The sequence below is a fragment of the Aliidongia dinghuensis genome, from assembly GCF_014643535.1.
In the GTDB taxonomy this organism is placed as follows: Bacteria; Pseudomonadota; Alphaproteobacteria; order ATCC43930; family CGMCC-115725; genus Aliidongia; species Aliidongia dinghuensis.
The window spans coordinates 170,672-183,622 of record NZ_BMJQ01000015.1 but is presented as its reverse complement, the minus strand read 5'-3'; the positions used below and the strand labels follow the sequence as shown (position 1 = coordinate 183,622).

General features: G+C 69.5%; 13 protein-coding genes. 6 read left to right on the top strand and 7 right to left on the bottom strand.

The genetic code is table 11. From position 1 onward, the window contains the following. Positions 1-3 precede the first annotated feature (3 nt). A complete protein-coding gene (locus tag IEY58_RS25665) occupies positions 4-1,731 on the top strand; it encodes an ABC transporter permease (protein WP_229743952.1) in 1,728 nt (575 codons plus the stop codon). Between the two features lie 48 nt (positions 1,732-1,779). Further along, positions 1,780-3,060, top strand: a complete 1,281-nt coding sequence (locus IEY58_RS25660; RefSeq protein ID WP_189051001.1) for an amidase — start codon at positions 1,780-1,782, stop codon at positions 3,058-3,060. 6 nt (positions 3,061-3,066) lie between these two features. On the opposite strand, the gene IEY58_RS25655 is transcribed toward IEY58_RS25660, so the two are convergent. Together IEY58_RS25655 and IEY58_RS25650 are read right to left on the bottom strand one after the other, a co-directional pair. Continuing rightward, on the bottom strand, positions 3,067-3,858 hold the full coding sequence (locus IEY58_RS25655; protein ID WP_189051000.1) for an SDR family NAD(P)-dependent oxidoreductase: 792 nt from the start codon (positions 3,856-3,858) through the stop codon (positions 3,067-3,069). A gap of 71 nt (positions 3,859-3,929) precedes the next feature. Next, the gene (locus tag IEY58_RS25650; RefSeq protein ID WP_189050999.1) at positions 3,930-5,117 is read right to left on the bottom strand and encodes an MFS transporter; all 1,188 of its coding nucleotides are present in this window, start codon (positions 5,115-5,117) and stop codon (positions 3,930-3,932) included. A 145-nt stretch (positions 5,118-5,262) separates the two neighbouring features. Between IEY58_RS25650 and IEY58_RS25645 the strand changes: the two genes are divergently transcribed. After that, positions 5,263-6,162: a LysR family transcriptional regulator gene (locus IEY58_RS25645; protein WP_229743951.1), complete on the top strand. Its 900-nt coding sequence runs from the start codon at positions 5,263-5,265 to the stop codon at positions 6,160-6,162. 45 nt (positions 6,163-6,207) lie between these two features. Here IEY58_RS25645 and IEY58_RS25640 read toward each other — a convergent pair whose 3' ends face one another. Beyond that, positions 6,208-7,392 carry a benzoate/H(+) symporter BenE family transporter gene (locus IEY58_RS25640; RefSeq protein ID WP_189050997.1) on the bottom strand — a complete coding sequence of 395 codons (1,185 nt, stop codon included), beginning with the start codon at positions 7,390-7,392 and terminating at the stop codon, positions 6,208-6,210. 77 nt (positions 7,393-7,469) lie between these two features. Here IEY58_RS25640 and IEY58_RS25635 point away from each other — a divergent pair, with 77 nt between their 5' ends. Further along, positions 7,470-8,153 carry a GntR family transcriptional regulator gene (locus IEY58_RS25635; protein ID WP_189050996.1) on the top strand — a complete coding sequence of 228 codons (684 nt, stop codon included), beginning with the start codon at positions 7,470-7,472 and terminating at the stop codon, positions 8,151-8,153. Between the two features lie 213 nt (positions 8,154-8,366). Beyond that, positions 8,367-9,068, top strand: a complete 702-nt coding sequence (locus IEY58_RS25630) for a VIT1/CCC1 transporter family protein (RefSeq protein ID WP_189050995.1) — start codon at positions 8,367-8,369, stop codon at positions 9,066-9,068. A 13-nt stretch (positions 9,069-9,081) separates the two neighbouring features. On the opposite strand, the gene IEY58_RS25625 is transcribed toward IEY58_RS25630, so the two are convergent. The 3 genes from IEY58_RS25625 to IEY58_RS34475 form a co-directional block, all read right to left on the bottom strand. Then, positions 9,082-9,675 carry a hypothetical protein gene (locus IEY58_RS25625; protein WP_189050994.1) on the bottom strand — a complete coding sequence of 198 codons (594 nt, stop codon included), beginning with the start codon at positions 9,673-9,675 and terminating at the stop codon, positions 9,082-9,084. A 13-nt stretch (positions 9,676-9,688) separates the two neighbouring features. Beyond that, positions 9,689-10,234 carry a hypothetical protein gene (locus IEY58_RS25620; protein ID WP_189050993.1) on the bottom strand — a complete coding sequence of 182 codons (546 nt, stop codon included), beginning with the start codon at positions 10,232-10,234 and terminating at the stop codon, positions 9,689-9,691. Positions 10,235-10,334: 100 nt separating this feature from the next. Continuing rightward, positions 10,335-10,946, bottom strand: coding sequence for a TetR/AcrR family transcriptional regulator (locus IEY58_RS34475; RefSeq protein WP_229743950.1), 612 nt, complete (start codon positions 10,944-10,946; stop codon positions 10,335-10,337). A gap of 82 nt (positions 10,947-11,028) precedes the next feature. Between IEY58_RS34475 and IEY58_RS25610 the strand changes: the two genes are divergently transcribed. Continuing rightward, positions 11,029-11,610 carry a hydrolase gene (locus IEY58_RS25610; RefSeq protein WP_189050992.1) on the top strand — a complete coding sequence of 194 codons (582 nt, stop codon included), beginning with the start codon at positions 11,029-11,031 and terminating at the stop codon, positions 11,608-11,610. Positions 11,611-11,619: 9 nt separating this feature from the next. Here IEY58_RS25610 and IEY58_RS25605 read toward each other — a convergent pair whose 3' ends face one another. Further along, entirely contained in the window at positions 11,620-12,924 is a 1,305-nt protein-coding gene (locus tag IEY58_RS25605) for an MFS transporter (protein ID WP_189050991.1), read from the bottom strand. Positions 12,925-12,951: the final 27 nt, after the last annotated feature.

Here is a 12,951-nt window from a genome sequence, read left to right as displayed (position 1 = left end):
ATCTTGCGCTTTCCCGGTCTTTCCGCCGTCATGCCGGGTGCCGCCCGCGGTCTCGGTGCCAGCCGTGCCGATCTCATCGTCGTGCCGCTGGTGCTGGCCGTGCTGCTCAGCCTCGGCTGGCAGGCGACGCGGCTCGCTGAGCCGCTCGACACCGGCTTCGCCGCGGTCTCGCTCGCCCCGGGACCGCTCGTCGGATACGCGCTGCGCACGACCTTGCGCATGGTGGTGGGGCTCGTCCTGTCGATCGTCTTCGCGCTCGTCTATGGCACGGCAGCCGCCAAGAGCCGGCGCGCCGAGCGCGTGCTCATCCCGCTCCTCGACGTGCTGCAGTCAGTGCCGGTGCTGGGCTATGTCGCCGTCTTCATCACCTTCTTCCTGGCGCTGTTCCCGAACCGCCAGATCGGCGCCGAGCTGGCGGTCGTCTTTGCCCTCTTCACGAGCCAGGCCTGGAACCTTGCCTTCAGCCTGCATCAATCGCTGACGACGGTGCCGGCCGATCTCCGCGAGGCGGCGCGGGCGTTCCGCTTCAACGCCTGGCGCGTGTTCTGGCGGCTGGAGCTGCCGTTCGCCATGCCGGGCCTGATCTGGAACGCCATGCTGTCCATGGCGGGAGGTTGGTTCTTCGTCGTGGCGAGCGAGGCGATCACCGTCGGCGACACGCGCATCGCCGTGCCCGGCGTCGGCTCCTACCTGGCGCTCGCGATAGCCCGGCAGGATCTGGTGGCGATCGGCTGGGCGGCGCTTGCCATGAGTGCCGCCATCCTGACACTCGACCAACTGCTGTTCCGGCCGCTCGTCGCCTGGACCGAGCGCTTCAAGGCGGAGCATAGCGCGGCCGCCCAGCGGCACGGTTCCTGGGCACTCGATCTTTATCGCCGCGCCCGGCTCGCCAATTGGGCGGCACGCCCGGTCGCCGCCGCCGCCCGTCTGGCGCTGCGCCTGCCCTGGCCGGCAGCGCGCCCGGCCAGGGTGCGGGTGGGCGGCGTCGCGGCCGGCGATATCGTCTGGTACCTGGTCCTGGGCGCGGTGTTGGTCAATGTGGGCCGGCAGGCCTACGAACTCATCGCCGCGGATCTCGGCTGGGGCGAGGTGCTGTGGGTCATCCTGCTCGGCGGCCGGACGGCGATGCGGGTGGCGCTGGTCACGCTCGCGGCCCTCGTCCTGTGGGTGCCGCTCGGTGTGGCGATCGGGCTCCGACCACGCCTCGCCCGGGCGGCGCAGCCGGTCGCCCAGCTGCTGGCATCATTCCCGGCCAACCTGCTGTTTCCGCCGGCGGCGCTGGCGATCGTCCACTGGCGGCTCGATCCCGATCTGTGGCTGACCGGCCTGTTCCTCCTTGGCAGCCAATGGTACGTCGCCTTCAACGCCATTGCAGGCGCTGCCGCCTTTCCGGCCGAGCTGCGCGAGGCGGCGCGGGCGTTCCGCATGCGCGGCGGCATGTGGTGGCGCCGGGTCATGCTGCCCGGGATCTATCCCTATATCCTGACCGGCGCCGTGACGGCGGCCGGCGCCTGCTGGAATGCTTCGATCGTGGCGGAATTCGTCAGCTGGGGCGATCTCACGATCGAGGCGCACGGGCTCGGCGCCTATATCGCCCACTGGACCGCGGCGGGCGACCTCGGCCGGGTGGCACTCGGCATCGCCGTAATGTCGCGCTTCGTCGCCCTCTCGAACCGGCTCGTCTGGCGGCCGCTCTACAATGTGGCCGAGCGGCATTGGCGGCTCGACTGAGCCGGCGATAGACTGACTGCAAACGAGAGGCTGTAGAAGGAAAGCGCGATGACGATCGAGGATCATTCTGCCGTCGGCATCCGGCGCCGCATCGCGTCGGGCCATGCCACCGCCGAGACGGTCGTGCGCGAGGCGTTCGAGCGGATCGACGCCCGCGAGCCGACGCTCCGGGCCTGGGTGGCTCTCGGCCAGGACCAGGCGCTGGCTACGGCTGAGGCCCTTGATCGCGGGCCGGAGCGCGGCCTGCTGCACGGTGTGCCGTTCGGCGTCAAGGACATCATGGCGACCCATGACCTGCCGACGCGCTGCGGCTCGCCGATCTATCGCGACTGGCAGCCGCCGTTCGACGCTGCCGTCGTGGCGCTTGCCCGGCGCGCCGGCGCGGTCATGGTCGGCAAGACGGTCACGACCGAATTCGCCCATTTCAACCCGGGCCCGACGGTCAATCCGCATGACCCGGCGCGCACGCCCGGCGGTTCGTCGAGCGGTTCGGCCGCGGCGGTCGGCGCCGGCATGGTGCCGCTTGCGACCGGTACGCAGACCGCGGGCTCGATTGTGCGGCCGGCCGCGTTCTGTGGGGTCGTCGGCTATAAGCCGAGCTTCGGCCTGGTCGATCCGGCGGGCGTCAAGCCGCTCGCGGTGACGCTCGACACGATCGGCGTGCTCGGCGCCACGGTCGCCGACGCGGCGCTGTTCGTCGAGGCGGTGAGCGGGCTCGGTCTCGTCGCAGTCGCCGAGCGCGCGGGCCGGCCGCGCCGGATCGGGCTCTGCCGCTCGCCGGCCTGGGACCAGGCCTCCCCCGACATGACGGCCGCGTTCCTGGGACTGCCGGCCCGGCTCGAGGCGGCGGGGGCTGCTGTCGTCGACTGCGCACTGCCACCGATCGCGGCTGAGGCGCTCGCAACACAGATGCGCATCATGGCGTTCGAGGCGGCCCGAGCCTTGGCCTTCGAGGCGGAGGCGCATTGGACGAGCCTGTCGCCCCGGTTGCAGAGCCTCTTGACCGAAGGCCGCGCGCTCTCGCGTGAGACCTATGCCCGCGACCGGGCGCTGGTCCCGCGGCTCCGCGCGGCGCTCGACGAGGTCTTCGCCAGCGTCGACGTGCTGATCAGCCCGAGTGCCGCTGGCGTAGCGCCGCCCCGCGATGGCGGGACGGGCGATCCGCAGTTCAACCGGCTCTGGACGCTCGCCGGCACGCCGGCCATCAACGTGCCGGGCCTCAGGGACCCGGCCGGCCTGCCGCTCGGCGTGCAGGTGCTGGCGCCGGTTGGCTACGACGCCGCGGCAATCGAGGCCGCGGCGTGGCTCGAGCGGGTGCTGGCCGGGTAAGCGCCCTCAGAACGCGCTCTTGATGACGCCGCCGTCGACGCGGACCGCAGCACCCGTGGTCGCCGAGGCGAGCGGGCTCGCGAGATAAGTCACCAGCGAGGCGACCTCGTCCGTCGTGGCGAAGCGCTTGATGAGCGAGGTCGGCCGGACCTTCTCGAAGAATTCCGTCTCGAATTCCTCGAAACCCTTGCCGCTGTCCTGGCTCAGCTGGCCGACGAAATCGACGACGCCGCGCGACTTGGTCGGGCCGGGCAGCACGCTGTTGACGGTGATGCCGGTGCCGGCGACCGCCTCGGCCAGGCCGCGGGCGACGGCGATCTGCGCGCTCTTGGTCATGCCGTAGTGGATCATTTCGGCCGGGATCTGCACGCCGCTCTCGCTCGAGATGAAGATGATGCGGCCCCAGTCAGCACGCTTCATGGCCGGCAGCAGCAGGCGGGCGAGGCGGACACCGCTCAGCACGTTCACGTCGAAGAACCGGGTCCAGTCCTCGTCCGGAATCTCCTCGAACGGCTTCGGCTCGAAGATGCCGAGGTTGTTGACCAGGATTTCGATGTCCGGATGGCGCCGCGCCAGTTCCTCGGCCGCGGCGGCGGTCGAGAGGTCGCCCGCGAAGCCCGTCACGTCGCCGCCGGTCTCGGCCCTGAGCTCGGCCACGGCCTTGTCCACCGACGGTTGGGACCGGCCGTTGATAATAACCTGTGCGCCTTCCCGGGCGAGGCCGGTCGCGATCGCGAGGCCGATGCCGGCCGTGCTGCCGGTGACGAGCGCGCGGCGGCCCTTGAGAGCGAGATCCATCAGACTGTTCCTTTCTTTTGTCGCCGTAATGTGTGGGGTCGGCCGGGGCCGCATTCCAGAAGGGATCGCACTTAATCCGCGCCCTGCCCATACCCGGCCATGGCGCCCGCGGTCCGGCGCTCGAGCGCCAGGCTGACCATCGCGAGGCCGAGGGCCGAGAGCGGCACCAATGCCGCGACGAGCGGCACGGCTGCCAGGCCCGGGCCCTGGTCGATCACCACGCCGCCGAGCCAGGCGCCCAGCGCGTTGCCGAGGTTGAAGGCAGCGATGTTGAGGCTGGAAGCGAGCCCCTGGCCGGCGCCGCCCGCCTGGTGCAGCAGGCGCAGTTGCAGCGGGGCGACCGTGGCGAACGCGGCGGCACCGAACAGGAAGCTGATGATGACGGCCGTGATGCGGTCGTGGAAGGCGAAGCCGGCGCCAACGAGGACCAGCGTCAGCAGCACGAGCGTGCCGACGAGCGCACCCGACAGGTGCCGGTCGGCCCAGCGCCCGCCCAGGATATTGCCGACGACGAGGCCGGCACCGACGACGAGCAGGATCGGCGAGACGTTCGCCTTGTCGAACCCCGCCAGTGTCACCAGGATCGGCTGGATGAAGGTGAACACGGCGAACACGCCGCCGAAGCCCAGCACGGTCATGAGCAGGCTCAAGAGCACCTGCGGCCGCGTCAGCACGGCGAGTTCGTCCTTGAGCGGCGCCGGCGCCGGCCGCTCGCCGGCCTTGGGCACGAGCAGGGCCAGCACGACGAGGGCCGCAAGCCCGATGACGCTCACCGCCCAGAAGGTCGCGCGCCAGCCGAGCGCCACGCCGAGCCAGGAGCCGAACGGCACGCCGAGCAGCGTCGCGAGCGTCAAGCCGGTGAACATCACGGCGATGGCGGACGCCTTGCGCTCGGGGGCGACCAGGCTGGTGGCGACGAGCGAGCCCACACCGAAGAACGTGCCGTGGGCGAGCGAGGTCAGCACGCGCGCCGCCATCAGCAGCCCATAGTCCGGGGCAAGCGCACAGGCGAGGTTGCCGACCGTGAAGATCGCCATCAGCACCAGGAGCGTCGTCTTCTGCGGCAGATGGCGGGTCGCGAGCGTCAGCACGGGCGCGCCGACGAACACGCCCAAGGCGTAGCCGGTGATGAGCAGGCCCGCGGTCGGGACCGAGACATGAAGGTCGGTCGAGACCTGCAGCAGCAGTCCCATGATGACGAATTCGGTGACGCCGATGCCGAAGGCGCCGACGGTCAGGGCATAGAGGGCGATAGGCATGATGGCTCCCGAGGGGCTATCGAGGGGCGATGGCGGGCGCCAGTGAGATGGAGTCCGATCGGCCTGTGAATTAGACTGGCGGCGCGACAATGATTTGTGAGTTGAATTCATCGTGGCGCGACTAGAGATCAATCGTTCGGGCGAGATGGAAGTGTTTGTCCGCGTGGTCGAGCAGGGCGGCTTCTCGACCGCGGCGCGCACCCTGCGCATGACGCCCTCCGCCGTCAGCAAGCTCGTCGCCCGGTTGGAGGCGCGCCTCGGCACGCGGCTCCTCAACCGCTCGACGCGCAAGCTGCTGCTGACGGCCGAGGGCGAGGCGTTCCATGCCCGTGCCGTGCGCGTCTTGAGCGACCTTGACGAGGCCGAGCGGTCGGTCGCGACCTGCGCCATCCCGCGCGGTGTGCTGCGCGTCAATTCGGCCGTGCCGTTCGGCCTGCATTACCTGCTGCCGCTCGTACCGCGCTTCACCGCGGCGCATCCGGAGGTCACGCTCGATGTCGTGCTGACCGACCAGGTGATCGACCTCATGAGCGAGCGGGCCGACGTCGCGATCCGCATCGGGCCCATGCGCCCGTCCCAGCTGATGGTGCGCAAGCTCGGCGAGAGCCGTATGGCGCTCGTCGCCTCACCCGCCTATCTCACCCGCCGGGGCACGCCAGAGACACCTGACGCGCTCGACGGCCATAACTGCATCGGCTTCAATTTCGCCCGGTACTGCGACGAATGGCCGTTCGTGCTGGATGGCGAGCGCCTCAACCGGCCGGCGCGCGGCGACGTGCTGATCGGCGACGGCGAGAGCGCCCGCCGCCTGGTGTTGGCCGGCCAAGGCATCGCGCGCCTGTCGCATTTCCACATCGGCCGCGACATCGCCGCCGGCCGGCTCCTACCGCTGCTCGAGGCCTATAATCCGGGTGACGTCGAGGCGATCCACGCGGTCTATGTCGGCCACGGCGGCCGGCTGCCGGCCCGCGTCCGCGCCTTCATCGATTTCCTGGCGGCAACCGTCGAGCTCGGGAATCCGCCGCCGTCACTCGAAGCGCCGTAGAGTACGATCGCATTGGCCGAAACCAGCCAATGCGCGGATCCGCCTCTACCGCCGCTCCAGGGCCAGCAGCAGGCCGCCGGCGGCCAGGCCCCAGAAGGCGGCGCCAATGCCCATGACGGTGATGCCGGACGCCGTGGCGACGAAGGTGACAACGGCGGCGAGCCGGCCCCGCTCGTCGGCGAGCGCTGCGGTGAGCGCTCCCGCCAGGCTGCCGAGCAGCGCCAGGCCGGCGACCGCCTGGATCAGGAGGGGCGGCGAGGCGGCGATGAAAGCCGCGGCGAGCCCGGCGCCGAGGCCGAGCACGACATAGGCGGCGCCGGCCGCGACGCAGGCGAGATAGCGCCTGGTCGGATCGGGGCCGGCTTCGGGTCCGGCGCAGAGCGCCGCCGTGATCGCCGACAGGTTCAGTCCCTGGCCGCCGAACAATGCCACGACGGCGCTGCCGAAGCCGGTCCAGACGAACAGCGGCCCGACCGGCGCCTTGTAGCCGTTGCTGCGCAGCACGGCCAAGCCTGGCACGTTCTGCGACGCCATGGTGACGATGAACAGCGGCACCGCGATGCCGATCGCCGGCAGCCAGTCGAACACCGGTGCCACGAATTGGGCACGAGGCCAGGCAAGCGCCCAGGCGCCGGCCGGCACCGGCGTCGCTGCGGCCACGATCACGGCCGTGACCGCGACCGCGATCGGCACCGCATAGCGCCGGGCGAAGCGCCAGCCGAGCGCCCAGGCGAGCAGGATCGGTGCCGCGAGCGTCGGCAGTTGCGCCATGGCGTGCACCGGCGCCAGGCACAGCTCCATAAGCACGCCGGCCAGCATGGCGCTCGCGAGCGACAGCGGAATGGCTGCCATCGCCCGGCCGAGCGGGCGCCACAGGCCGGCGAGCACGATCAGCACCGCCGTCATCAGGAAGGCCGCGACAGCAACGCCGAAGCCGCCGTGCGGCACGCCGACGCCCATGAGCAGGGCGGCACCGGGCGTCGACCAGGCGATGCTGATCGGCTGGCGCGTCTGCAAGCTCAGGAAGATGCCAAGCAGGCCTTGGCCGACCGAGAGCGCCAGCAGGCCCGATGCCGCCTCGGCCGGCGTGGCGCCGGCGCCGGCCAGCCCTTCGAGCACGATGGTGAAGGCGCTCGCGAAGCCGACGATCGCGGCGAGCAGCCCCGCTGCGACCGGCTGGATCAGCGACGGTTGGTCCGGTGATGCAGATGACGGGACGAAGCTGCGCATGGCTCGGGCGCCCGAGAGAGTGGCGGGAAGGTTCGATCTATGGCATAAATTGGATCCAATCATCAAATGGATATTGGATGTCAGAGCTCACTGCATTGACCCGGTTGATCGCCGAAAGCGGCGGGCGCCATCGCACGGCGACCGCCCATGTCGAGGCGACCTTGCGGACGGCCATCCTGACCGGCCGGCTCGCGGGCGGGACGGCCTTGCGCCAGGAGGATCTGGCCGAGGCCTTCGGGCTCAGCCGCATGCCGATCCGCGAGGCGCTGCGCCAGCTCGAGGCCCAGGCACTGGTCGATTTCGTGCCGCACAAGGGCGCGGTCGTGACGGAGATCTCGGCGGCCGATGCGGCCGACACCTATGCGATCCGCATGGCGCTCGAGCCGGCGGCGCTGGCGCTCTCGATCCCGCGCCTCACGGCCGCGGACCTGGCGCGCGCGGAGGAGCTCATCGACGAGATGGATGGCGAGGCCGACGACGCGCGCCTGGGCGAGCTCAACCGGCGCTTCCACATGGTGCTCTATGGCGCCGCCGGCCATCCGAAGCTGCTGGCGCTCGCCGAAAGCCAGCTCGCCGCCTTCGACCGCTATCTGCGCTTCCACCTGGCCGTCAAGGGGCGCCAGCATCTGTCCCAGGACGACCATCGCGCCATGCTGGCCGCGGCGCGGGCGGGCGACGGCGAACGGGCGGTCGCGGTGCTGCGCCGGCATCTGACCGTCGCAGCCGAGACCATCGCCGCCTTCTTTGCCGAGCGGGGCTGAGCGGCTTTATGCGCGCAAACTTCTTCGTATCGATGTCTTGTGACTTCTTCTGATAATCAATCTCATTTCTTTTCAAGATAATGATTTTCATTTTCCGGCGAAATGAGAATGCGTCTCATGGAAGTAATTACAAAATAATGAACTCTTGATTTTCAATTTTCTTATCGTATTTGTTGGCTCTCTTTTCAAAGAACGCCGCCGGAGCCACCGCACATGCCGACTACCCCTCATCACGAGCGCCATTTCATGGCGTCCGACGCGGTGCGCGACGTTGTCATCGGCATGTCCGACGGCCTGACCGTGCCGTTCGCGCTGGCAGCGGGCCTGTCGGCGGCGCTGTCGCGCAGTTCCGTGGTCGTCACTGCCGGCCTCGCCGAGATTGCGGCCGGCGCCATCGCCATGGGGCTGGGCGGCTATCTGGCAGCGCGCACCGACATCGAGCATTACCGCAGCGAATATCGCCGGGAGTGGCGCGAGACCGAGGAACTGCCCGACGAGGAGCGGAAGGAGGTGGCGGCGATCCTGCGCGAGCACGGGCTCAGCCCCGCCGAGGCTGAACCGATCGTGGCGGCGCTCACGCGCAACAAGGAGAAATGGGTGCGCTTCATGATGCGCTTCGAGCTCGGGCTCGAGGAGCCGGATCCGAAGCGGGCGCCCGTTTCGGCCGCGACGATCGGCGCCTCCTATATCGCGGGCGGCCTGGTACCACTGCTGCCCTACATGCTGGTCGGCCGGATCGACGACGCCTTCCGCCTGTCGGTCGGCGTGACGCTGCTGGCGCTTCTGCTGTTCGGCGCCGTCAAGGGCTGGCTGACGGGGCAGCCGGCGTGGCGTGCCGGCTTGCAGACAGGATTGGTCGGCGGCCTCGCCGCTGCTGCGGCCTTCGTCATCGCTCGTCTGGTCTCGGGCGGCTGACGAGGCTCCGCATCTAGGCGTCGCTCTCCGGCTCCGGCGGCAACGGCCTGGGGATGGTGAACGGGCTGACCGGGCCTACGGCGAAGCCGCGCTCGGTCGGATAGCGCTGGGCGAACCGGCGGGCGGCCGTCTTGGTGTCGCTGCTGTAGAGCACATGGTCGCGACCTGCCTTCCATTGCTCGGCGAGCGGTTCGTCCGGGTCCGGTTTCGGCCGACAGACGGTGGCGATGAACGGCCGATCGCCCTGGGTCACGAAGATGTCGGACATCACCACTTCGCGAATGTGCAGCTTGCGCGCCTGGCTCGCGTCGCCTGCAAGCCTCTCATATTCCTGGGCCAGCGCCTCGACCGAGGCCTGGAGCTGCGGCAGCTCGTCCTGCAGGCTCTTGGCCTGGCCGAGCGCCGCCTCGGTCTCCTGTTCGACCTTGCGCCGGGCCTGCTGCAACTGCTGGCGATAAGCGAGGAGGTTACGGCAGGCGCTGACGAGCGCCTCGAGCTGGGCTGCGAACACGATGGCAATGACGATGAGGCCGAGCAGCGCCACGCCGGTCAGCGTGCCGGACGACTGCAGCACCGACCAGGCCGACGAGGAGGTCGAATCGTCCATCACGAATCCAGCCTCATAGGCCGAGCTCGGTGCGTTGCCGCTCTTCGATATGGACCAGCACGAAATCGCGCTTGGAGCCGAAGCGCTGCTCGGCGATCGACTGGCACAGGCTGGCGTTCTTGCCCCAGACCCTGACGAGCCGCGGCTGGCGCCAGACCGCGCCGTCGGGCAAGCGGTTGTTGCCAGCCGACGATTGGGGCTGGATCGGCAGGCTGTTGGCCGCGAACAGGCAACAGCCATCCTCGAGCCGCGGCGTGCCCAATTCGAACACCAGGTCGATCCGCTCGCGGCGCGGGGCGGCGATGTCGCGTTTGCATTCGGCGATCTTGTCGCGCAGGTGCCTGTGCTCACGCATGAGGTCGCGCGATGCCGTCTCGGCGGCCGCCAGCTGGGCCCGCGCTTCGTTGAGCGCCGTCATGGCGTCGCTCGAATCCCGGTTGGATTCGGCGATGCCGATCTGGCGCGAAAAGGCCTCGATCAGCACGCGATGAAGGCGCGGCGTCAGGATCAGCAACAGGATGCCGAACCCGATCGCCCAGAACAGCGGGATCGGACTCAACGGGCCCTCGGAGATGAAAGTTCTGGCTTGTCGGGCCTCCAGGTATTCACCCGGCCGGCGGCGATCAAGTCTTTGAAAAATAATATTTTATGAAAATACCCTACAACGCCGTCGAGTCCTTGCGCTGGGCGCCGAGCTGCATTGCGAGATGGCGACGCAGCATGAGGGTGAGTTCGCCGAGGGCCGCGTCGCGCACGGCGAGGCCGGGTTCGGTGTTGAGCGCCACCGCGGCCTTCATGATCTGCAGCACCGCGACGGCGAGCGGCTCCGCCCGCTCTTCGGGCAGGTCGGGTGCCTGGCGGCGCAGGATCGCCTGGATCTGGCGGCGCAGCCGGGCGCGGATCGCGCCGCCGCGTACCGCCTGCGCACCGGGCGCCTCGGCCAGGGTGGCAAAGGCCGGATGGTCGACGCGAAACTCGACCAGCAGCGGCAGCAGCCGGCGGGCGAGCGTGTCCGTATCGAGCGCGGCCGCCATCGCCTCGAGCGCTGCGAGGCGGGCATGAAGCGCGTCGGCGTAATGGCCGATCAGTGCCTCGGCCAGCAGCTCCTTGGTCGGGAAGAATTGGTAGAGCGAACCGATCGAGGCGCCGGCGCGCCGCGCGATCTCGGTCATGGTTGCCGCATCGAAACCCTTGTCGGCGAAGACGGTGCCGGCTGCCGCCAGCAAGGCTGCAACACGGGCGCGCCCGCGCTCGCGCTGCGGCTCGCGCATTGTCGGGCTTGCGTTTTGTGAGGATGTGCTCATATTTCTCTATGTGAGGACTGTCTCATATTTCCGGAAGGATGACGATACCATGGACAAGCTCAATCCGCTGACGACCGCGCTCGTGCTGATCGACCTGCAGAGGGGCGTCCTGCCGTTCGCTCGCGGATGGCGTTCCGGCAATGATGTGCTCGCGGCGGCAGCGCCGCTCGCCGCCCGCTTCCGTGCACTCAGCGCCCCGGTCGTGTTGGTGCGGGTCGGCTGGTCGGCGGATTTCGGCGATGCGCTGAAGCAGCCGGTCGACCAGCCACCGCAGTTGTCGGCCGATGGCCTGCCGGCCCATTGGTGGGACCTGCCGGACGAACTGGCGCCGGCCGGGAGCGACATCCACGTCACCAAGCGGCAATGGGGCGCCTTCTACGGCACGGAGCTCGATCTCCAACTGCGCCGCCGCGGGGTCACGACCATCGTGCTGGGTGGCATCTCGACCAACATCGGCGTCGAATCGACGGCGCGCCAGGCATGGGAACTCGGCTACGCGCTCGTGCTCGCCGAGGATGCGATGAGTGCCCAGAGCGTCGAGCATCATCGCTTCTCCGTCGAGAACATCCTGCCGCGCCTCGGCCGCGTGCGTCAGACGGCGGAGATCCTCGCCGCGCTCGAGCCAGCCTAAGGCTGGCGGTCAGCGTGCTCCGGCTTCATCGGGGAGCGGGCGGAGCGCGAGCGTGGCGAGGATCGTCACGATGTTGATGGCAATCACCCACCAGAGCGGCGACAGCGGGTCGCCCGTGCTTTGGATCGCCCAGGTGAACACGACCTGCGCCGTGCCGCCAAACAGTGTCACGGCCAGCGCATAGGCGATCGACAGGCCGGCGGTGCGCACCGCCGCCGGCAGCGAGCGCGGGATGAGCACGATGCCCATGGCGCCCGACATCGCCTGTAGCGCCATCAGCAGCGCCATGACGCCGAGCAGCATGCCGGCGCTGGGCGCGCGCACCACCAGGAGGACGGCCGGATATATCAGTAGGGTCAGGAGCACGCGCGGCCACAGCGCCACCGCCTTGGCGCCGAACCGGTCGCCCAGCATGCCGCCCACGATCGAGAAGACGGCGCCGCTCACGCCGACGGTGAGCCCGCCCAGCATGGCGACGCTCGTCGGCATATGCAGCGTTGTGATGGCATAGGTCGCGGTGTAGCCGCCCAGGAAATATTGCGCGACCGTGCCGCCCGGAATGAGCAGGAAACCCAGCGCCAGGGGCCGGACGTGGTGGCGGAACAGGTCGGACAGGACCGCGCCGGTGCTGGCATGCGCGGTCTTGGTGTCGAGCGTCTCGTCGAGCCGGTTGCGGATGCGCAGGCCGACGGGCGCGATGAGGATGCCGATCAGGAACGGCACGCGCCAGGCCCAATCCTCGAGCGCCCCTTTGGGCAATGCCTCGGCCAGAAGGAAGCCGAACAGGCCGGAGAGCAGCGCGCCGGCGTTCTGGCTCGCCAATTGCCAGGCGCCATAGAAGGCGCGCCGCCGGCTTGGTGCGGCCTCGACCAGATACGTTGTTGCCGGCCCCATCTCGCCGCCGGCCGAGAAACCCTGGATGAGCCGGGCCACGACCAGGAGCGCCGGGGCGGCCCAGCCGATCGTGGCATAGCCCGGCAGGATCGCGACCATGCCGCTGCCGAGCGCCATCAGCCAGATCGTGAGCGTCATCGCCGCCTTGCGGCCGCGCCGGTCGGCGTAGGCGCCGATGATGATGCCGCCCAAGGGCCGCGTGACGAAGCCGACGCCGAACGTCGCGACCGACAGCAGCAGGCTGCCGCCCGGCACGTCGGCCGGGAAGAACGCCTTGCCGATCATGACGGCGAAGGCGCCATAGACCGTGAAATCGTAGAATTCGAGCGCGTTGCCGAGAATGACGGCGACGACATCGACGGCGGAAAGCCGGGTTGCGCTGCGGGCGCGGGGGGAGGCGGGCGCTGCCGCTTGTGCCATGCTCGTTTTGCCTGAAAATTGCGTGCC

Excerpts from the sequence above, each read along its gene's own strand:
- IEY58_RS25660 (WP_189051001.1), top strand. The coding sequence starts at position 1,780 with ATGACGATCGAGGATCATTCTGCCGTCGGCATCCGGCGCCGCATCGCG.
- IEY58_RS25655 (WP_189051000.1), bottom strand. The coding sequence starts at position 3,858 with ATGGATCTCGCTCTCAAGGGCCGCCGCGCGCTCGTCACCGGCAGCACG.
- IEY58_RS25650 (WP_189050999.1), bottom strand. The coding sequence starts at position 5,117 with ATGCCTATCGCCCTCTATGCCCTGACCGTCGGCGCCTTCGGCATCGGC.
- IEY58_RS25645 (WP_229743951.1), top strand. The coding sequence starts at position 5,263 with ATGGAAGTGTTTGTCCGCGTGGTCGAGCAGGGCGGCTTCTCGACCGCG.
- IEY58_RS25640 (WP_189050997.1), bottom strand. The coding sequence starts at position 7,392 with ATGCGCAGCTTCGTCCCGTCATCTGCATCACCGGACCAACCGTCGCTG.
- IEY58_RS25635 (WP_189050996.1), top strand. The coding sequence starts at position 7,470 with ATGTCAGAGCTCACTGCATTGACCCGGTTGATCGCCGAAAGCGGCGGG.
- IEY58_RS25630 (WP_189050995.1), top strand. The coding sequence starts at position 8,367 with ATGCCGACTACCCCTCATCACGAGCGCCATTTCATGGCGTCCGACGCG.
- IEY58_RS25625 (WP_189050994.1), bottom strand. The coding sequence starts at position 9,675 with ATGGACGATTCGACCTCCTCGTCGGCCTGGTCGGTGCTGCAGTCGTCC.
- IEY58_RS34475 (WP_229743950.1), bottom strand. The coding sequence starts at position 10,946 with ATGCGCGAGCCGCAGCGCGAGCGCGGGCGCGCCCGTGTTGCAGCCTTG.
- IEY58_RS25610 (WP_189050992.1), top strand. The coding sequence starts at position 11,029 with ATGGACAAGCTCAATCCGCTGACGACCGCGCTCGTGCTGATCGACCTG.
- IEY58_RS25605 (WP_189050991.1), bottom strand. The coding sequence starts at position 12,924 with ATGGCACAAGCGGCAGCGCCCGCCTCCCCCCGCGCCCGCAGCGCAACC.